Origin of the sequence: Maribacter spongiicola (assembly GCF_004364165.1) — a bacterium.
GTDB lineage: Bacteria > Bacteroidota > Bacteroidia > Flavobacteriales > Flavobacteriaceae > Maribacter > Maribacter spongiicola.
Genome location: NZ_SOAY01000010.1, coordinates 1,510,495 through 1,531,890 on the forward strand (window position 1 = coordinate 1,510,495; position 21,396 = coordinate 1,531,890).

Here is a 21,396-nt window from a genome sequence, read left to right on the forward strand (position 1 = left end):
AATTCTTAGAGTATAGATAGAATTAAATCTTAAGATAAGAGAATACTTGTAGTCCAAAACAGTTGCTCTTTTTATAGTATATTTAAGAAAATATGATGTTGAAAGTAGGTACAATTAAAACTCTCTTTTTCCAAATTCACTGTCAATAAATTTTGTTTTGTTTTTTCCGTTCTTGAATATAAAGGAAAGATTGAGTAATACTATGTCAACTTCATAAATGTAGTTTGTAGTTGTAAAAAATTCGTCTGGTTTAACCGTTGTTATGCGCTGTTCGTTGGTGTCTAAAAGTCCCATATCAATATTTTGCCATTGAAAGGTTGCTGTTAGTCTATTGTTTAAAAACGATTTTTGTAAGGTTAAATTTGGGGAATAAAATCTGGAATCTTCACCTTGTGCCGTAACTTTTTCCGATAGGTAATTGAATGTAAATTGTAATGAAGCGTTGTCCCAAAATGTATAAGTAGAATTTAAGTTTATGGAATATACAGTTGCTTTAGAATCTACTTTTCTGTCATCAAATGTTCCATCAATTGAATAATTATAGATATTGGCTCCAATGAAATTACCCCAGTTCTTTAATGGCTTAAATTGTGCTCCAATTTCTAGCCCTATGGCTTTGGCATTACCTACGTTTGAATAAATTCTGTTTAGAATTGTATCGTTGAATACAGTATTTACACGATTTACCAAGTTTTTTACATTTCTGTAATATGCTGTCGCAAAAATTGAGTTACCGCCTTCTATCTTTTTGGTAACTCCTAATTCAAGTAAATCAATAAATTCAGGTTTAAGTTCTGGGTCGCCTTGTTCTAAAGTTTCTGAATGCTCACGTTCTGGAAAAGGATTCATTTTAAATGTCGTGGTGCGCTCCACTCTTTTACTGTAGGCGGCTTTAATATTTGTATTATCGTTAATACTATATAGTAAAGAAGTAGATGGGTACAATTTAGTAAAATCTAATTTAAAGGTTTCATCTACAGTATTGGCTTTATCTTTTAGTTCGAAGGTTCTATTGGTTATTTCAACTCTTGCGCCAGCTGCATAATCCCATTTTCCTTTCTGACCTGTAAATTGTGTGTAAAATGAATGAATACTTCTTTTTAGATTAACCTCACTTGAAAATTCAGGAACTAAAACAAAATCGTCTTCAAAACGAGGACGTCTTTCATAAACAAAATCACCTTTGTGGTCTAAATTTCTATATTGGTATCCGGTTTCAAAAACTCCTAATTTAAGAGCGTTAAAGCGATAATCTAATAGAAATCTTACTCCATTTAAAGGATTGGTATTTGTGTTGAATTCATCTTGATAGAGAATAGAATTATCAGGAAACCCTAAATTTTGGTTTACCGTTGGACCGCCTAACAGCGTATATTCATATAAAAATGAAGTTGATAATTTTGATGTATTTTTGAACGTATGCTCATAATCTAAACTACCAATTGCAAAATCACTTTTACGTTCTCTAGTATTATGATTATAATATTGAAAGGTGTAAATTCTATTGTTACTATTAGCTGGCGATATTCCATGGTTGTCAGAGTAAACAATATCCGCTAAACGCTCGTTACTACGCTTTCCTGCAAAGAAACCAAATGAGAATACGCTGGTAGAATCTGGCGAATAGTCAATCGTTGCACGTCCGCTATAATTAACCTCGTTAGAACTACGTTCTCCTGTAGACGGAAATTGTGTTTTTACATCATTGATAATCGTAAATACGTCTCCTTCGCGTCTTCCTCCTAAATCGTTGCGTTGATAATTACCGCTAAATGCAAAGTTCCATTTGTCATTTTTAACATAATAGGTAGCATCGATACCATGACGTTGATGCGTTTTGTCATTTCCATAATTTTCGATAGAGGGAAGGCCGCCCTTTATATTTAGCTGACCAAATGCACCATTTGCTGCGCCCTTTTTTGTAATTATGTTTAGAATACCTGCTTTACCTTCGGGGTCATATTTTGCAGAAGGTGCTGTGATAACTTCTACACGCTCTATGGCATTTGCTGGTAGAGATGCCATTAACAAGCTGGCATTTCCTTGTATGGGTTTTCCATTAAGCAAAACAATAAAGCCGGTACTACCACGAACACTAATCTCACCTAAACCATCAATAGTAACCGAAGGCAAATTACGTATTACGTCAACTCCAGATCCTCCTTGTGCATTTTTAAACCTTTTAGTAGTATATACTTGCCTGTCGATCTTATTGACCACCGAAGCATGTTCTGCTTTAACCACCACCTCATTAAGTAAGTTTCCCAAACTTAATTGTACGATACCTACATCTTTTTTATCGTAATTTTTCTCTATAACTATATCTCTAATAGTTGTTATGTCATAACCAATAAAAGATACCTCTAGATAATACGTTCCATTTTTTATGTCGGTTAGTGTAAAATTACCTTCTAGGTCTGTTATGACACCTGTAATTAGGGTTTTGTCAAATTGATTGAAGATTGCTGCAGTAGCATATTCTAGAGCAATGTTGCTTTCATCAACAATTTTACCTGTTACTTGAGAAAAGCATATTGCACCGTATGTTAGTAGTGAAACGGTGAGCCAAATTTGTTTAATATGCATTTTAAAATTAATTAAAATTGATTTTTAAATTTGAAATAACAGAATTTTTGAAAATGAAGTAGAGGAAAGAAAAGTAGTATTTTAAAGAACACTTAAATTTTTATATTTTGTTTTTATTATATAAAATAAAAACCCTTTACAGTAATGCTCAAATACTGTGAAAGGGTCTTTATAAACTAACTCAACAAACTAACTCAACTATTTTTATAAATTAATTATTTGGACTAGGATAAGGTTCATTTCTTACGGGATCATTTGAACTATGACCTATTCCATTACTAAATACATAATTATAATTACGAAGTCTTTCATTATTACCGCCTCCTGTTGCTGTACTAGGTAATGGTGCAGGTGACGTATTAACATCAACTCTCAATTGGCTATCTCTTCTCAGAACAATTTTACCAGCTTCACCTGGTATTAAAGTCTGAAATTCATAGTTAACATCACGTACTAAAAGCGGATTGTTTTGAGTAATGTACGTAGTGATGATATGATATTGTAAAATTAAACGCAATACACTGATATCTGCTCTAGCCATAACTTCAGCAGGTGTTTCACCTTCTTCTATGTCAGCTGATCCTGTTACCAATGCAATTATATCGCCATTGCCCTCAAAGGCATTGTTATTTAGCATTATAAAGGTCCTACCGTCGTTTGGTGTGTTGTATTCATCCACCATACCGGCAGCTTCAATAGCTGCTCTAAAGTAGTTTAACCCATCACCATTTAAAGTGCCATCTTCGTTTAGCTTTAATGCTTGCGTACTATTAAAAAATTGCCAAGCTGTCATTTCTCCAAACGGATCCGTTAAATCAACTTCGGGTTCAAAAACAAAACGCTCTTGCAAATCAATGTCGCATCCTATAAATGCTAGCATAAGCAGAAGTGTGCTACACAATTTTATTGCTTTTATTTTTTTCATTTTAATATATTTTATAAGAATTATTTTTTAGTACCCCGGAGTTTGCTCCAATAACGGATTTTCAACTAGATGTTCATCAAATATTGGAAAAAGCAGTCTTTCATCTGTCAATGTTCTACCCCCATTAAGTGTATCTAAAATTGGGTTTAAGATTTCTAATGCACGACCGGTTCTTCTAAGGTCCCACCAACGTTGACCTTCGCCTAATAGTTCTAGTTGGCGTTCATCTAAGATGAAAAGTTCACGTTCTTGAATTGTTGTGCCAAATTCAGCTGCATCAACTAAAGGTAGTTGTCTAGCAGTTCTAAAATCATTGATAATCTCTAATGCTGTCATGTCATTGCCAAGCCTATTCTCAACTTCCGCAAGAAATAACACTATATGAGAATACCGAAAAAGTACCATGTCGCTATCGTCTAAATTTTGGCTATAATTTGCTTTGTTATATTTTGCCATTCTTGCATTTCCTAATCCTTTCAATTCTAGATTAGTAGTACCTTCTCTTGATAAATAGTATCTGTAGTCACCATAAATAAACGCTTCTTCACCTTCTTCATTGGTTGTTGTCAATACCGGATTCGTATCTGGATATTTAGTAACCCAACCAAGAGAGTCAATTGGGAATTTTTCGCGCCATTTAAGTTCTAAACCTGGTGAAAGTGTATATGACGGTATACCGGCAAAAAACAAATTAAAAATTCCTGCTCTATTTCTATTACCGCTACCTGGTTCTTCATTTAAGCTAAAACCTAAAGACATTATAAGCTCAGGTCCTTGTTGTACTTTCAACGGTCCAAGACTAGTAGGGTTAGCTGAAAAAGGATCTATGTTATCATTTAAGAATAGATTTTGCCAATCTCTTGCATTTGTAACCAAGTTAAACTCGTTACTTTCAACAATTTTTAAAAGTGCTTCTTTAGCCTTTACATCATCACCCAAGAAGCCATAAACTTCTGCTTGTAGTGCCCAAATACTAGTAGACGAAAACCGATATGGTCTACTTACTATACCAATATTTTCTTCTGCAGCCAACATATCTGGTATAATGATATCATTGATGATAGTATTTGAATCTGTTCTGGCTTTTTGTAAGTCTGGGCTCGCGCCAACTACCGGCTCTGTAAATAATGGTACATCGCCCCATACTCTAACTGCTTGAAAATAAGCGTATGCTCTCATCGCTTGTGCTTCGGCTAATAGGTCAGTATCAAACCCACTTATTTGAGGTAGGTTGGCTATTACTAAATTGGCCCTGTTAATAAGATCATAATAGTCGTCCCATCTCAATACTCCTGCATTACCAGAGGTAACATCATTTGTTGTAAGCTCGATATTATTTGCACTTGCACCATCATTTCCATTAATATAACTATCACCACGAAATTCGCCCCAATAATAGTGTTTTAATCGAAAAGCTGGTTGCATGCCATCATACATGCCAATAACAGATGCTAAAGCATCGCTGTTATTTCTAAAAAAATTGTCTGGCGAGATTTCACTTATTGGACTTTCATCTACCAAGTCTTCACATGATGATATAGATATGGTACCCATTAAAATGGCTACACTACCTATTATATATTTATTTATTTTCTTTAGTTCCATTATAGTTTTTTTTAAAATTTAAGATTAAGGCCTAAAATTACTTCACGGTCATTTGGAAATCTTAAGTTATCCACTCCCGGTTCTAACGGATTGCCTCTTGTACCTAATTCAGGATTAAAGCCTGGGTAATTTGTCCATGTTAGTAAATTGTTTCCAGAAATATAAAAAGAACACTTTTTAACAAAACCAAAATTCTCTAAGGCACTTTTTGGTAGGTCATAACCTAGTCTGACAAATCGTAACTTTATAAAACTACCATCGGTTACAAAGAAACTATTAGGGCGATCTCTATTTTGAGGTACTCTAGTCAACCTTGGGTATACAGTAATGTCGCCAGGGTTTGACCAAGCGCCAAGAATACGATCAGGACCTGGAGTTTCTCCTCCTGAATTCAAATCATTTCTTGCTTCATCCCAACGTCTCCATGTTTCGTTGCCTAATGTGAAATCGAATAAAAAGCTTAGACTTATATCTTTATATTTAAAATCATTTGAGAAACCACCGAAAGAGGTCGGTAAACCATTACCGATTGTTTGTCTGTCTTCATTAGTAATTACAAAATCACCATCGACATCGTCCCAAATGATATCACCACCTTCTGCAACACGACCATCATTTCTTATCTGATTGACATCACCAGTAAATTCTGATCCGTTTAATGTATAATTAACGAACTCACCAGCATTATCAAAATTTGGTGTTAGTTGAACACCATCGTCGGTATAAGCGTTTGACTCGTTATATTGATAGACTCCTAAATTTTTGAATCCGTAGATATTACCAAGCGGTTGACCTTCTTCAATTAGGTAATCGCCAGATTGAAATGCCGTACCACCAAATAACTGGGTAACTTCATTTTCTTGAAAACTGATGTTGAAATTAGTGTTCCAACTAAAATTCTTAGATTGTAAAATACGACCGCCGACATTTATATCTATACCTTGGTTTCTTACACCACCGACATTTTGTCTAATTCCAGAGAAGCCAGATTCTTCAGGCAGTGGAACGTTTGCTAATAAATCTTCTGTATCTTTTCTCCAAATGTCAAAGTTTACGGTTAGTCTATTTTTAAACATACCTAAGTCAAAACCGAAGTTTGTGGCGATTGTACTTTCCCAACTTAATTCTGGGTTACCCAATCTTGTTGGCGATACACCACTTATACCATCATAAATAGCACCAGGAGAAAGAGCAGAGGTAAATTCATAATCACCAATTCTGTCATTACCTGTTTCACCGTAACTAGCTCTAAATAGAAGATTATTAACTTTACTTCCGATATTCTTGAAGAAAGGTTCGTTACTTAACCTCCAACCTATAGAACCTGATGGGAAATAACCAAATTCTTTATTGTCGCCAAATCTTGATGAACCATCTCGTCTTAATGTGGCACTAATAAGATATCGGTTATCGAAATCATAATTGAAACCACCGAAGAAAGAATACAGATTACTTCTAGTATTGAAAGTTTGACCTCCATTAATACCTAAACCATTAGGGTCGGCATTATTAAATGTTTGTACATCTTCTGATACGAATAAGGCGTTCGAAATCCCAAAATTTTCCTCTACTCTTTTAAGTATTTGCATACCGGCAAAAGAAGAGACACTATGTTTTCCAAAATCTTTATTATAGTTTACAAAATTCTCTTGCTGTATATCGTAGTCTATTCTATCTCTAATACTACCTAACGGATTTGTGTTGTTTGGGTTTAAGACCAATAATGGTTGAAAATCATTGTTTCGCCTTAATCTAAAATTTATACCTAATGTAGATTTAATAGAGAATGATGGTGTAATCTTATATTGTATAGAGTTGAAACTTTGTGCTCGCCACGTTCTTAATTTTTGTTGTCTTAATTGTGCTTCTGCTAAAGGGTTCTGTCTACCACCAAATTCAGGTGTAAAACTTCCGTCAGGTTCAAAAACAGGGTAATAGGCAATACGCTCTACCAATTGTTGAAAGACCTGATTTTCATTTAAACCGCTAAACTCTTCAAAAGATGCGTTAAAGCTTGTGCTCAACGTTAGTTTTTTATTAGGCATAAAGTCTAATTTAAAACGGCTATTGATTCTTTTAAATCTGCTATTGACTACAATGCCTTCTTCATTTAGAAAACCATTGTTCCAATACGCTTTTAATTTATCACTACCTCCACTAACGGCAACGTTTACTTGATTACGTATACCAGCTCTAGTGATCAAATCTTGAAGATCGAAAGAATTACGGTTTCTAAGACTCAAAGAATCTCTCTGCAGTCCTGTAGGGTTTTCACGTTGGGCTGCTGTTCGTCGCACGTCTTCATAAAACAAACGCTGCTTAGTATTTGCTACGGGTATGGCACCATTTAAGGTATTGATACCACTTACAACGTTAACGTCAATGCTGACATCGCCAGATTTTCCTGATTTTGTAGTAATCAATACAACCCCATTAGCACCTCTAGTACCGTATATTGCGGTTGTTGCACCATCTTTAAGTACCTCAAGAGAAGCAATATCATTGGGGTCAATATTGTCAATATTATCTAATTGCTGACCATCTACTACATATAAAGGTCCTGTACCGCCAGCACTAAAAGTAGAAGTACCACGTACTCTTATATCGAAGCCTGCTCCAGGTCCACCATTACTTGCTATCTGTACCCCGGCCAATCTACCTTGAACACCTTCAAAGGCATTGGTAGGTGTTACTGACGCAATTTTTTCTGATTTTACAGAAGTTAAAGCGCCTAAAACTTTTTCTCTAGATACTGTTGAGTAACCAATAACGACAACTTCGTCTAGGTTTTCTGTATCCTCTTCTAACGATACATTTATAGTAGAAGAATTAACCGTCACTTCTTTAGTGTTGAAGCCTATATAAGAGAAGATTAATATTTTAGATCCTGGTACAAGTTTTATCGAGTAATTACCATCAAAATCACTTGATAACCCGTTGTTTGTTCCTTTTTGTACTACGTTCACCCCTGGTAGAGGCTCTCCGTTAGTGTCAGTTACCGTTCCGGTTACAGCTTGTACTTGTGCGAATGATGACGTAATTGACAATAAGAATAATGCCATTGATGCCAAAACCGAGAAGGTAGCAATACGCGAACGTTTGTTACACTTTTTTTTCATTTCAAATTGAGTTTTGTTAAAATTAAATGTTGAATTAATCTTAGTTGCAAGACGAATTTTTGTTAATTAATTAAAATAATCCATCATTAATTATAAGATTCTTAACAATTATATTAACAGGAAATTAGGAAGGCATCCTGTACTGTACTGTAGGGATATTTTGAGTGTAATAATTTTTAAATTTTTAAATAATATCCAATATTTTGAAAATCAACGGTTTATGTAAAATTAAAAAGCTGAGTATAGAATATACCCAGCTTTTTAAAATTTAACTATTTAAAAAAAACCTTGCTAGTTTACAGAAAGAATATGATGTAAATAGTTCATATTAAGGTTTGATTAATAATTTAGCTTATACTGAATGACGGTCTATGAAATTAAAATCATTTTTAATTTCTACCCTTTTGTTATCGACAATCATTTTAGCCGCTTCTTCACCCATTTTTTTGAAATCTGTACTAATAACAGTAATACCTAGTAATTCTTTTAATGGAGTATCATTGTACGATATAATACCGATATCTTCCCCTAATTTATAATGTCTATCTCTGCTCTGTTTTACTAAGTTTACTAAGTCAGATTCTTCTATAATGATATATAAATCACCTAATTGCAATTCCATGCTATCGTAGATTTCATCTAATATTTCATAATCCATATCATGTTGAATGCAAAATCTCTTAAAACCAGTTACAATTCCTTTAGGGTAAGGATAAACACCTTTACTTGGATATACTAAAATAACTTTTTTATATTTTGATAATTTTTCTAAACCTGCTGTTAATGCATTATAGATATCCTCTGTAAAGTCTTGATATATACGTCCTGCTTCTTTAGATAAGCTTTTCAGATTACGATCCATTATAATCAACTTTCCATTAGGTATAGAGTGTATTGCTTTTAGTATATCATCTGTACAACCCATATGTTGAAGGTTTTCATTTTTAAAATGTGGCATGATTACAAAATAATCATATAAATTTTTTTTATGTTCGATGATATTGCTAAATACTAATGGCTCGCAATGATAAATGTCTAAATCCACCTTTGCATTTGCACCTAAGCTATTGACAAACGAGTTGAATATTCTCATTTTATAGGTACTTAGTTTATTGATGAGGAATAGGACTTTCACTTTAATCGTTAGATCAGTTTTAGAAATGTAATAACCCTTACCTTTTACTGAAATAATTATGTTCTGTTCTTTTAGCATACCGTATGCTTTTTCTACAGTATCTCTTGATAATAGATATTCTTCGCTTACTTCATTAATTGATGGTATTTTTTCTCCTATTCCCAAATTACCTTTATGTATGCTATTTATAATAGAATCCATAACTTGTTTATACTTGGGTATTCTAGATTCAGTGTCTACATAAATATATTCAAGTCTTTTCAAGCTATTTGTTTTTAGTTTAATACTACTGAGTTGTATTCGAAAATATTCTTATAAAAACTCAAACTTATGTATTTCTAATTTCTTTTTGATTTAATTTAAGAAAATTAACTTACAGTATAGTACAGGATGCTTTGTTTTTATTCATATCCTACTTTCGTTGACAACCATAATTAAAAACAACACATTAATGCAGGTCAAGACATATAAACACGTAGATTATCTTTGGGACGAAGCAAAAGCGTCTAAATTAGGAGACAACCAAGTAGAATTGTTTCTATATAGGTCTAATATATTAGGAGCAGACCTTCGCATAACTAATTTCGGTGGTGGTAATACAAGTTGTAAAACCATTGAGAAAGATCCTCTAACCAATGATGAGGTAGAAGTTATGTGGATAAAAGGTTCTGGAGGTGATATTGGTACACTTACCAAGGCAGGTATCGCTGGGCTTTATACAGAACGTCTTAGAAATTTAAAAAATGTTTATGGAGGTCTTGAAGATGAAGATCGTATGGTTGGTTTGTTCAATCATTGTATTTATGATTTAGATAGTAAAGCACCTTCTATAGATACACCATTACATGGTTTACTACCATTTAAACATATTGATCATTTACACCCAGATGCTTTAATAGCAGTTGCTGCGGCAAAAGATAGTGAGAAAGTAACCAAAGAAATTTGGGGAGATACAATGGGCTGGGTTCCTTGGCAACGACCAGGTTTTGACTTAGGTCTACAATTAGAAAAATGTTTAAACGATAACCCAGGTATTCGTGGCATTGTTTTAGGTAGTCATGGTTTGTTTACATGGGGCGATACCTCTTATGAATGTTATTTAAATAGTTTGGAGGTTATAGAAATGGCTTCTGAATTTATTGAAAATAAAATTACTGAAAACGGGAGTGTTTTTGGAGGCCAGAAAATTGAAAGTCTTGAAGCGGATCAGCGAAAAGATAAGGCGGCAAAACTAATGCCTTTATTAAGAGGCCTTTGTTCTTCTGAAAATCAAATGATCGGGCATTTTACAGATACTGATGTGGTTTTGGAGTATATTAATAGTAATGATTTAGAAAGATTAGCGCCAATGGGCACTTCTTGTCCTGATCATTTCTTAAGAACAAAAATACAACCGTTAGTACTTACTTTAGGTACTGCTGAGGATCTTTCAGATAGCTCAAAAGTTTTAGAGAAATTAACACCTGCATTCGAAGAATATAGAAAGGGATACGCATCTTATTATGAAAATTGTAAGCATGATAACAGCCCTGGAATGAGAGATCCTAACCCTGTCATAATAATATATCCAGGGGTAGGTATGTTCAGTTTCGCAAAAAATAAACAAACCACTAGAGTAGCAAGTGAGTTTTATATCAATGCTATTAATGTAATGAGGGGCGCTGAAGCTATATCCGCATATACTTCATTACCTAGACAAGAAGCTTTTGATATTGAGTATTGGCTTTTAGAAGAAGCTAAATTGCAACGTATGCCAAAGGAACAACCTTTGTCAAGAAAAGTAGCTTTGGTAACTGGTGCCGGTGGTGGTATTGGCAAGGCTATAGCAGATAAACTTGCAGCAGAAGGTGCTAACGTAATCCTTACTGATATTGTAGAAGATAGATTAGTAGAGGGTATGGCAACATACAAAAGAGATGTAGCTAGTTATGCCGTTTGCGATGTTACCAATACCGAATCTATTGCTAATGCGTTCAAAAAAGCATGTTTAGAATTCGGTGGGGTAGATATCATAGTTCATAGTGCTGGTTTGGCAATTTCGAAGCCTCTGGAAGAAACTACTGATAAAGACTGGGAATTATTGCAGAACGTTCTTGTTAAAGGTCAATTTGATCTAGCAAAACAAGGAGTTGCCGTTATGAGAGATCAAGGTTTAGGTGGAAACTTTATTAGCATCGCGAGCAAAAACGGATTAGTTTCCGGTCCTAACAACGTGGCTTACGGTACCTCCAAAGCAGCGCAACAACATATGAGCCGTTTATTGGCAGCCGAACTTGGTAAAGATAAAATTAGAGTGAATGTTGTAAACCCTGATGGAGTGATAGTGGGTAGTAAAATATGGGAAGGAGACTGGGCAGAAGGTCGTGCTAAAGCTTATGGTATAACTGTAGATGAGTTGCCGGCACATTACGCCAAAAGAAATTTATTAAATGAAATTATATACCCTGAGGACATTGCTAACGGTGTTTTTGCATGCGTAGGAATTTTGGATAAATCAACTGGTAATATTATCAATGTTGATGGCGGTATGGCCAACGCATTTGTAAGGTAGTTGTTTGTAGTTTTTTTAAAAGCTTTTATAGGTGAAAATCTATAGAAGCTTATTTTTAATGGGAAATTAGTACTTATGAGAGTAGACGAGAATCAATTAGAAGGAATAAATAAAGAACATCTGTCCTTACATGATGATACATATAATTTTTTAGGCAATATGTTGTCTAAGCAAGGAAAAGATGTGGATGGAATATTAAAGAAACTTGCAGACTTTCAAGTGGCTATTCCTAGTTGGGCATTAGGTGCAGGTGGTACCAGATTTGGTCGCTTTGGTTTTCAAGGAGAGCCTAGCACGTTAGAACAAAAAATAGATGATGTAGGTATATTACACAAATTAACACAGACCGCCGGGGCTATTTCTTTACACATTCCTTGGGATGTGCCAAGTGATTATAAGGCAATAAAGGAAGTAGCGGCTTCTCATGATATCATATTCGATGCTGTTAACTCCAATACCTTTCAAGATCAAAAAAATGCTAAAGAGAGCTATAAGTTTGGATCATTGTCCAATATTAACAAGGCGTCTAGAGACCAAGCTATTGCACACAATATAGATGTAATCAATATAGGTGATAAATTAGGTTCAAAGAGCTTGACCATTTGGTTGGCGGATGGTTCTAATTTTCCTGGTCAGAGTAATTTTCAACATGTACTTCAAAATACAGAAGATAGTGTTAAAGAAATATACAAGGCACTACCGGAAGACTGGAAAATGTTTATTGAATATAAACCTTATGAACCAAATTTTTACAGTACTGTAATTCAAGATTGGGGAACTTCTTTTATGTTGGCCAATGCATGCGGAGACAAAGCATACAGTTTGGTAGACCTTGGTCATCACTTGCCCAATACCAATATAGAGCAGATCGTATCAACTTTAATGATGAAGGGTAAATTAGGTGGTTTTCATTTTAACGATAGTAAATATGGTGATGATGATGTTACTGTTGGTAGCATTAAGCCTTATTCATTGTTCTTGATTTTTAATTCTTTGGTATATGGTATGGAAAATAATCCTCAAAATCCGTATCCAGCTTGGATGATTGATGCCAGTCATAATATAAAAGATCCTTTAGAAGATTTAATACAATCTTTAGAGGCAATTCAAGAAGCATATGCAAAAGCATTGCTGATCGATCAAGATCAGTTGGCAGCAGCTCAAAAGGATAATGATGTTGTTAAATGTCAAGAAATACTTCAAAATGCTTACCGTACAGATGTTAGACCGTTGATTGAAAAAGCAAGAATCTCTAGAGGAGGAGCAATAAACCCTATAGAAACCTATCGTGCCTTAAAAGTTAGACAGGGTTTAATAAAAGAAAGAGGAATAAACTCGGTAGCATCGGGATTATAGCTGAAGATTATGAAAACGAATGTAACCGCAGTATTTGATATAGGTAAGACGAATAAGAAATTTTTTCTGTTCGATGAAGATTATCAAGAGATTTATCGAGAATATACCCGTTTTGATTCTATTGTAGATGAAGACGGTCATCCAACCGAAGATTTACATTCGCTACAAGCTTGGTTAAAAGAGGTTTTTGATAGAATACTAAATGCAAAAGAGCATAATATAACGGCTATAAACTTTTCTACATACGGTGCCAGTTTTGTACATCTCGATGAAAATGGTAAAGTACTGACACCATTGTATAATTATACAAAACCAATGGATGCAAAGGTTTTGAATGATTTTTATAAAAAGTATGGTCCTAAAAACGAATTTGTAAAAGTAACAGGCTCATCTGATTCAGGTATGTTAAATTCTGGAATGCAGTTATATTGGATAAAACATACAAAGCCTGAAATTTATGATAAGATTGCCTTTTCATTGCATCTTCCACAGTACTTAAGTTACATTTTTACGGGTATACCTTTAAGCGAATATACAAGTATTGGTTGCCATACAGGCTTGTGGAATTATGCACAAAAAGATTATCACTCTTGGGTGTATAAAGAAGGTATTCATCGAATACTTCCTCCAATTGTTTCTACCGAGACAAGTATAAATATGAACTATAACGGTAAACGCATTAAAATAGGCGTAGGTATACATGATAGTTCTGCAGCTTTATTACCCTATGTAAGAAGTATTAAAAAGAAGTTTATTTTAGTGTCTACCGGTACTTGGAGTATAGCTTTGAATCCTTTCTCACAAAAGCACCTAACAGAAAAAGATATAGAAAAAGATTGTATTAATTATATGAGAATTAATGGTAAGCCTGCAAAAGCAAGTCGTTTATTTTTAGGTAATGAGTATAGTTTGCAAGTAAAAAAGTTAAGCGAGAAGTTCAACGTACCTAAAGATTTTCATAAATCAGTTGAATTTAGTTATGATACCTTCTTTGCACTAATTAAAGACTTTAATTATTGCTTTAAATGGGATGGTATTTCAGATAAGAACATGCCTTCTCAAACCAAATTTAATTTTGATAAGTTCGAGCATGCATATCATCAATTGATGATAGAATTAGTTCTGCTGCAAGTTGAAAGTATAAAGACAGCTACTGGTGATGATGTTATAGAAAAGTTATATATAGATGGTGGTTTTAGCGATAATGATGTATATATAAAATTGGTGTCTCATTACTTGAGAAATATGGAATTACGAACTACAGATTCTTCTCTAGGATCGGCATTGGGTGCTGCAATCGCTATTTCAGATACGGAGCTTAATTCAAAATTTTTGAAAAAGAACTACGCATTAAAAAAACACGTGCCCTTTATTATTAAATAAGTAGAACTATATGGCAAATGAATTCAATTCAGATTATCCATCTGTAGACGATTTAAGAAATAAAGCAATGAGGAGAATTCCGAGATTTGCTTTCGAATATTTAGATGGCGGCTGTAATGAAGATATAAGTATTTCTAGAAATACGTCAGAAATACGCGAGGTTCAACTTCAACCCCGGTATTTAAGGAATTATGGAACAAGTTCGATTAAAACCAAGGTTATGGGTATGGAGTTCGATGCTCCTTTTGGTATAGCACCTGTGGGTTTACAAGGTCTAATGTGGCCAAATACCCCAGCTATTTTAGCAAAGGCGGCACACAAGCATAATATACCTTTTATACTTAGTACCGTAACCACTATGGATATTGAAAAGGCTAGCGAACTTACAGAAGGTAATGCTTGGTTTCAATTATATAATCCGGTAGATGATGCTATTAGAGATAGTATTATTGATAGGGCAGAAGCTGCAGGTTGCCCTGTTTTAGTATTACTTTGCGATGTACCTACTTTTGGTTATAGACCTAGAGATTTTAGAAATGGATTGGCACTGCCGCCTAAAATGACAGCAACGAACATCATGCAGATTTTAGGTAAACCAACTTGGGCGTATAATACGCTAAAATATGGGCAGCCTACTTTTGAAACGTTAAAACCGTATACTCCTGAAGGACTTAACCTAAAGCAATTAGGAGCCTTTATGGACAAAACTTTTTCTGGTAGATTAAATGAAGAGAAAATAAAACCTATAAGAGACAGATGGAAAGGAAAATTGGTCTTGAAAGGTGTCGCCTCTGAACAAGATACCCAAGATGCCATACGAATGGGATTTGATGGAATTATCGTTTCTAACCACGGAGGAAGACAATTAGATGCAGCGCAATCAACCATTAATTCTTTACAGGAAATTGCTGCAAAATACAGTGATCAAATTGAGGTGATGATGGATAGTGGCTTACGTTCAGGTCCAGATATTGCTAGGGCTATGGCCAGCGGAGCAAAATTTACTTTTATGGGTCGTTCATTCGTATATGGTACTGGCGCTTTAGGTAATAAAGGCGGTGATCATACTATAGGTATGTTGAAGACTCAATTTAAACAAGTAATGGACCAACTTTGCTGTGAGCGAGTTGAAGATTTACCAAATCACCTTATTAAATAAAAACAACCAAAATTATGAGCCAAAACCATCATGAAGAAGATATAGTTGAAGAAATAGCTGGCGGTGAATTTGAAAGAGAACCGGTTCCACAATCGAAATTAAAAAGTTGGAAAAGCTTTCTTGGTATGTATGCAGGTGAACATGCTGCAGGTACCGAATTTGTAATTGGACCATTATTTTTAACCACAGGTGTTAGTGCTTTCGATTTGATTATTGGCCTTTTGCTAGGTAATTTAATGGCAGTATTAAGTTGGCGATTTTTAACTTCGGAAATTGCAGTAAAAAGACGTTTGACCTTATACTACCAATTGGAAAAAATTTGTGGTAAAAAATTGGTCATTGGGTATAATTTGGCAAACGGTATTTTATTCTGCTTTTTAGCGGGTGCTATGATCACCGTTTCGGCTACTGCAGTGGGTATTCCTTTTGATATGGAAATGCCTAAACTTACCGATACACTACCAAATGGACCTACCTGGATTATTATAGTATTAGTTATTGGTGCCGTTATATCATTAATAGCATCTAAGGGTTATGATACAGTTTCAAAAGCAGCTAATTGGATGTCGCCAATTATAGTTTTAGCCTTTGTTGCCTGCGGTATTGTTGCATTGCAGCAATTAGGCGTTGGTAGTTTTCAAGATTTTTGGAATATATGGGGTGAGGGTGGAGAACCTTTTCCAGGTCAAATTAAATATACGTTTTGGCATGTTTTCTTTTGGTCATGGTTTGCTAATGGTGCTATGCATATTGGTATGTCAGATCTTTCTGTATTTCGTTTTGCGAAAAAAGCAAGTTCAGGGTGGACAACCGCAGCAGGTATGTATGTAGGTCATTATATGGCTTGGATTGCAGCTGCATTGTTATATGCCGTTTACGTGCAAACGCCAGAAGCTCAAGCATTATTGGGTCAAGGTTTGGCGCCCAACGTAGCTCCGGGTCCTTTAGCATATAACGCAATTGGTGTATTCGGTATTATTGCAGTGGTATTGGCAGGTTGGACGACCGCAAACCCTACCATTTATAGAGCAGGTCTTGCTTTTCAGGCAATTATGCCAAAAACATCAACATTTTGGGTAACTATATTGGCAGGTTCTATTGCAACTATCGCAGGTCTTTTTCCTGCTTTTGCTATGAAGTTACTTGATTTTGTAGCATTATATGGTTTTATTTTAGCTCCTGTAGGTGCTGTAATTGTATTTGAACATTTCTTTCACAACCAAGCAGGCATCGTTCAAAATTATGCAGAGTTGGCAGGTGAAAAATTCAATAAATCTGTATTACTGGCATGGGGTATCAGTTTTGGGCTTTTCTATTACATATCAATTCAATTTGATGTCTTTTTATCATTCGTAACATTACCAGCGTGGTTATTATGTGGTGTTTTGTTCTTGATATTCAGTAAAAAGTTTCAAAAGAAAATGTAAGGGTATCATTGAAATTAATTCGATGATAGTTTTATTAGTTATATAACATTGGTTAAGGGTGTTTAAACTAAATTATAATGCCTATAACTAGTGTATATTTTAATACTTAAACACTTCTAATGAAATTAATAAAGTGGGGAATTATTGGATGCGGAAATGTAGCTGAGGTCAAAAGTGGTCCGGCTTTCAATAAAACGGAAAACTCAGAACTGATTGGAGTCATGCGGCGTAATGGTGCAAAGGCAAAAGATTTTGCTGATAGACATAGTGTACCCTACTGGACAGATAACGCCGATGATTTATTGAACAATGACGATATTAATTCCATTTACATTGCAACACCACCCTCTACGCATTTAGAATATGCATTAAAGGCGCTTTCATTGCATAAAAATGTTTATCTAGAAAAACCGATGGCATTAACTTTTAAAGAAGCAGAGACCATTGGTGAGGCTGTAAAAAGTTCTCGAGGAAAGTTAAGTGTTGCCCATTATCGTAGAAAATTACCTGCCTTTAGTAAAGTGAAAGAATTAATCGATGCCAATGCTATAGGCAAAATACTGATTGCTGACATTCAAATTCTACAACCTAAAAAATCTAAATTAATCGCGAATTCAGAAGAGAATTGGCGGTTAAACCCACAAGTTTCCGGTGGTGGATTGTTTTATGATATAGCACCACATCAAATCGATTTAATGTATCACTATTTTGGGGCTTTTAAGAACATTTCAGGATCGTCGACATCAAGTAATTCTGAAATGGTAGAAGATACTGTAAACGGGATTATTGAGTTTGAAAATGGAGTGCAATTTCGCGGAATTTGGAACTTTGTTGGGAATGAACTTTATAGCAAAGAACAATGTATTATTTATGGTACACAGGGCAGTATAAGTTTTTCATTTTATGGAGATAGTATCGTTGTTAGAACCAAAGACAAAGAAGATGTTTTAAAGTTTAATAATCCAAAACACATACAACAGCCTATGATTGCTTCGGTGGTTTCTTATTTTCTAGGAAATAAAGAAAATCCTTGCGCAGTTGAAGAAGGTATTCTAGTTATGAAAGCGTTGGAGAAATTAAGTGGGCGTCAGTAAATAAGCTATCGATTATCTACTGACTTTTTCCCAAGAAATTTTAAATATTTACAACTAAAATTAAAGCTTAAAGATTTCGCTTTTTTAGTTCCTCTACAGCATGGTTTGCTGCTCTGGCGGTTAATGCCATATAAGTTAATGATGGATTTTGGTTTGCAGACGAGGCCATACATGCCCCATCGGTAACATATACATTCTTTACTTCATGTAACTGATTGTGTTTATTTAGTATCGATGTTTTTGGGTCGTGCCCCATTCTTGCAGTACCCATTTCATGAATACCACCGCCCATATAAGAATCTCGTTTATTTGCTCTTACATCCTTAAACCCTGAAGTTTCAAGCATTTCTTGTGCTTGAATAATCCAATCTTCTTTCATCAACTTTTCGTTTTCTTTGAATTCTGCATCAAAAACTATAGTTGGCAGACCATACTGATCTAGTTTATCATAATTAAGCCACATATGGTTTTCGTGATAGGGCAGTACCTCGCCAAAACCACCAAGGTTAATTCTCCAACCACCTGGTTCTAGCATAGCTTCTTTAAACTTTACGCCATAATTATATTCAGGTATTACGGTACCGTAATCATTACGACTTGCCCCACCTTGATAGCCATAACCTCTTATGAAATCTGTTTTTTCAGAATTGGAGTTAATATTTCTGAATCTAGGGATATAAAATCCATTAGGTCTTCTGCCTTTATAATATTTGTCATCATAACCATCAATTTTAGCAGAAGCTCCACCACCTAATTGATGATCCATTATGTTATGCCCTAATTCTCCACTAGCGTTACCCATACCGTTAGGGAACGTTTCAGATTTGGACTGCATTAAAATTGCTGTTGAAGCCATAGATGAGGCACATAAAAAAATAACTTTTGCTTTAAATTCTAAAACTTCTTTTGTGTTTCTATCGATGATTCTAACCCCTGTGGCTTTCTTTCTATCCTTGTCGTATAATACCTCTGTAACTATAGAATCTGGTCTAAGTGTCATATTTCCAGTAGCCTCAGCCATTGGTATGGTCGATGAATTGGAGCTGAAATAAGCTCCGTAAGGGCACCCGCGTTTGCATCTATTTCTATATTGACAAGTACCTCTACCTGCACCTGGTTTTGAACCTTCGGTAATATGAGCAACTCGACCTATTGTCAATACTCTATCGCTATAGTTCTTTTCTATGCCATTTTTTAAGTGTTCTTCAACACAATTAAGTTCCATTGGCTTTAAAAATATACTATCAGGCAAATGTGGTAAACCCAATGCTTCACCACTAATACCTACATGTTTTTCTACATATTCGTACCATGGTTCTATGTCTTTGTAACGAATGGGCCAATCTACGCCAATGCCATCTTTGGCATTTGCTTCAAAATCTAAATCTGACCAACGGTAAGTTTGTTTACCCCATATTAATGAACGCCCACCAACTTGAGTACCTCTTATCCAATCAAAACGTTTAGCTTCTTGATAATCATATTCTGAATCATCGTTAAAAAAATGGCGTGTAGTTTCATCGATTTTCCAACGAGATTGTTTTGGGTATTTGGCTTTTGTTTCGGCAGTCATCTCTCCTGCATGCGGCAAATCCCAAGGGTCTAGGTGCATGTGAGGATAGTCTATAACATGGTTTACCATTCTTCCACGTTCCAAAACAAGGGTTTTTAAGCCTTTTTCGCATAACTCTTTTGCAGCCCAACCTCCGCTAATACCAGTACCTACAACTATAGCATCAAAAGTTTCGTTTATCGTATTTTCTGACATTTTAAATTCTTATGTTCATTCTAAAATTACTGTTTTGAGATAAAGGTAGTATCCTGTACTATGCGGTAAATTTAAAATGGAATTGAATACTAATAATGATGGATTATAATTGTTTGACAGTAACTATTAATGGGTTTTTAAGTCGTTTTGAAAAGGTATTCAAATAGGCATTCCATTCTTCTTGCGAATTAAATTGGCTACTTTTTTTCCAACCAAAACCTGCATAATAAATTACTTTGCCATCAGTTACCTTAATAGTAGAAAAGAGGTTGCTCTCATCTTTTTTGTTGGTAACATAGTGCTCGTAACCTATCATATTATCATTAGGTACCACAATTGCCGTTCCTATTTCAGAATCATCAAGAGGTTCCCAATAACTTACCCAACCGTTTTGTTCGTTTACTGCAATTTCTCCTTCTTTATTATGAAGTGTAAGTCCGGCAGAAATAGTATCAGTACCTTTTAAAGAAATCTCAAATCTTGATAAATTGCTACCATAGTCTAAAGAAATCTTTTTTTCTTCTGAAATTATACTCCCATCAGCGTTCCATTTTTCATAAGTTAAAATGAAGCTAGTTCTAATTGGACCAGTTGTAATGGTTTTCCAAGTTGTAAAATTTTTGGAAAAATAATAAATGGAATCGACCTTTTTTGCAATGCCACCGACACCACGGCTAACACCTACATGAAAGTTATCTAAACCTTCACCGTCATCTTTATGATAACTACCATCTGTCTTCAACTCTTTATGGTACCATTTGTTTATGATTGGGTAATCGACCCTTTTTAGCCATGCATCGATACCGCTAGATAATGTACCCCCTTTTACACCATCTTCTTTCATCTTTTGAGCAACCGGACCATAAGTTCTAAAAGCTACCCTATTGTTTTCCCATGCATAATCATCTGTTCTTTCAGGTACAAACCTTGAATAGCATATTGGGATACTATCTGTTTCTTTAGACTTTTCTTTAAAGATAACTTCAAATGTTTTTTTGCTTTTTGCCGGTATTTCGGGTTGAAACAAAAGATAATCCATCCTTTTATCACCATCATTGTCTACAACTTGCGATATTAATTCCTCTTTTGAATCAAAATCGCGAATTACAATCTCTTGTTCTTTATTCTCAAATTTAAATGCATCTAAATCAATAGAAACAGTTTCTAAAGAACGATCTGCCTCGGTAGTATTTTCAATAATTATTTGAGGATAGGATTTGCCTTGTTCATTGCAAGAAAAAAAAAGAAATAAAAAAGAGAAGCTGAATAAAAGGATGGATTTTCTCAT

The 21,396-nt window shown here is 34.7% G+C and carries 13 protein-coding genes; 6 read left to right on the plus strand and 7 right to left on the minus strand.

The features are described from left to right. Window positions 1–114: 114 nt before the first annotated feature. The 5 genes from CLV90_RS06885 to CLV90_RS06905 form a co-directional block, all read right to left on the minus strand. Window positions 115–2,586: a TonB-dependent receptor domain-containing protein gene (locus tag CLV90_RS06885; RefSeq protein ID WP_133686730.1), complete on the minus strand. Its 2,472-nt coding sequence runs from the start codon at window positions 2,584–2,586 to the stop codon at window positions 115–117. Between the two features lie 211 nt (window positions 2,587–2,797). After that, window positions 2,798–3,511, minus strand: a complete 714-nt coding sequence (locus CLV90_RS06890; RefSeq protein WP_133686731.1) for a hypothetical protein — start codon at window positions 3,509–3,511, stop codon at window positions 2,798–2,800. A gap of 27 nt (window positions 3,512–3,538) precedes the next feature. Next, entirely contained in the window at window positions 3,539–5,116 is a 1,578-nt protein-coding gene (locus CLV90_RS06895) for a RagB/SusD family nutrient uptake outer membrane protein (protein ID WP_133686732.1), read from the minus strand. Between the two features lie 11 nt (window positions 5,117–5,127). Continuing rightward, window positions 5,128–8,235, minus strand: a complete 3,108-nt coding sequence (locus tag CLV90_RS06900) for a SusC/RagA family TonB-linked outer membrane protein (RefSeq protein WP_133686733.1) — start codon at window positions 8,233–8,235, stop codon at window positions 5,128–5,130. A gap of 352 nt (window positions 8,236–8,587) precedes the next feature. Then, window positions 8,588–9,634, minus strand: a complete 1,047-nt coding sequence (locus tag CLV90_RS06905; protein WP_243835288.1) for a GntR family transcriptional regulator — start codon at window positions 9,632–9,634, stop codon at window positions 8,588–8,590. A 187-nt stretch (window positions 9,635–9,821) separates the two neighbouring features. Here CLV90_RS06905 and CLV90_RS06910 point away from each other — a divergent pair, with 187 nt between their 5' ends. The 6 genes from CLV90_RS06910 (at window position 9,822) to CLV90_RS06935 (ending at window position 18,340) form a co-directional block, all read left to right on the plus strand. Further along, window positions 9,822–11,921 carry a bifunctional aldolase/short-chain dehydrogenase gene (locus CLV90_RS06910; RefSeq protein ID WP_133686734.1) on the plus strand — a complete coding sequence of 700 codons (2,100 nt, stop codon included), beginning with the start codon at window positions 9,822–9,824 and terminating at the stop codon, window positions 11,919–11,921. Window positions 11,922–11,996: 75 nt separating this feature from the next. After that, the gene (locus tag CLV90_RS06915) at window positions 11,997–13,277 is read left to right on the plus strand and encodes a sugar isomerase (protein WP_133686735.1); all 1,281 of its coding nucleotides are present in this window, start codon (window positions 11,997–11,999) and stop codon (window positions 13,275–13,277) included. A gap of 9 nt (window positions 13,278–13,286) precedes the next feature. Next, window positions 13,287–14,660, plus strand: coding sequence for an FGGY-family carbohydrate kinase (locus tag CLV90_RS06920; protein ID WP_133686736.1), 1,374 nt, complete (start codon window positions 13,287–13,289; stop codon window positions 14,658–14,660). A 10-nt stretch (window positions 14,661–14,670) separates the two neighbouring features. Next, window positions 14,671–15,819: an alpha-hydroxy acid oxidase gene (locus CLV90_RS06925; protein WP_133686737.1), complete on the plus strand. Its 1,149-nt coding sequence runs from the start codon at window positions 14,671–14,673 to the stop codon at window positions 15,817–15,819. A 14-nt stretch (window positions 15,820–15,833) separates the two neighbouring features. Further along, window positions 15,834–17,246, plus strand: coding sequence for a purine-cytosine permease family protein (locus tag CLV90_RS06930; protein WP_133686738.1), 1,413 nt, complete (start codon window positions 15,834–15,836; stop codon window positions 17,244–17,246). Window positions 17,247–17,365: 119 nt separating this feature from the next. Then, window positions 17,366–18,340, plus strand: a complete 975-nt coding sequence (locus tag CLV90_RS06935) for a Gfo/Idh/MocA family protein (RefSeq protein ID WP_133686739.1) — start codon at window positions 17,366–17,368, stop codon at window positions 18,338–18,340. Window positions 18,341–18,407: 67 nt separating this feature from the next. Here the strand turns inward: CLV90_RS06935 and CLV90_RS06940 are convergent, their stop codons facing one another. Both CLV90_RS06940 and CLV90_RS06945 read right to left on the minus strand, forming a co-directional pair. Continuing rightward, window positions 18,408–20,108 (minus strand): GMC oxidoreductase, encoded by a 1,701-nt coding sequence (locus CLV90_RS06940; RefSeq protein WP_133686740.1) that lies wholly within the window; start codon window positions 20,106–20,108, stop codon window positions 18,408–18,410. A 103-nt stretch (window positions 20,109–20,211) separates the two neighbouring features. Next, window positions 20,212–21,396 carry a DUF4861 family protein gene (locus CLV90_RS06945; RefSeq protein WP_133686741.1) on the minus strand — a complete coding sequence of 395 codons (1,185 nt, stop codon included), beginning with the start codon at window positions 21,394–21,396 and terminating at the stop codon, window positions 20,212–20,214.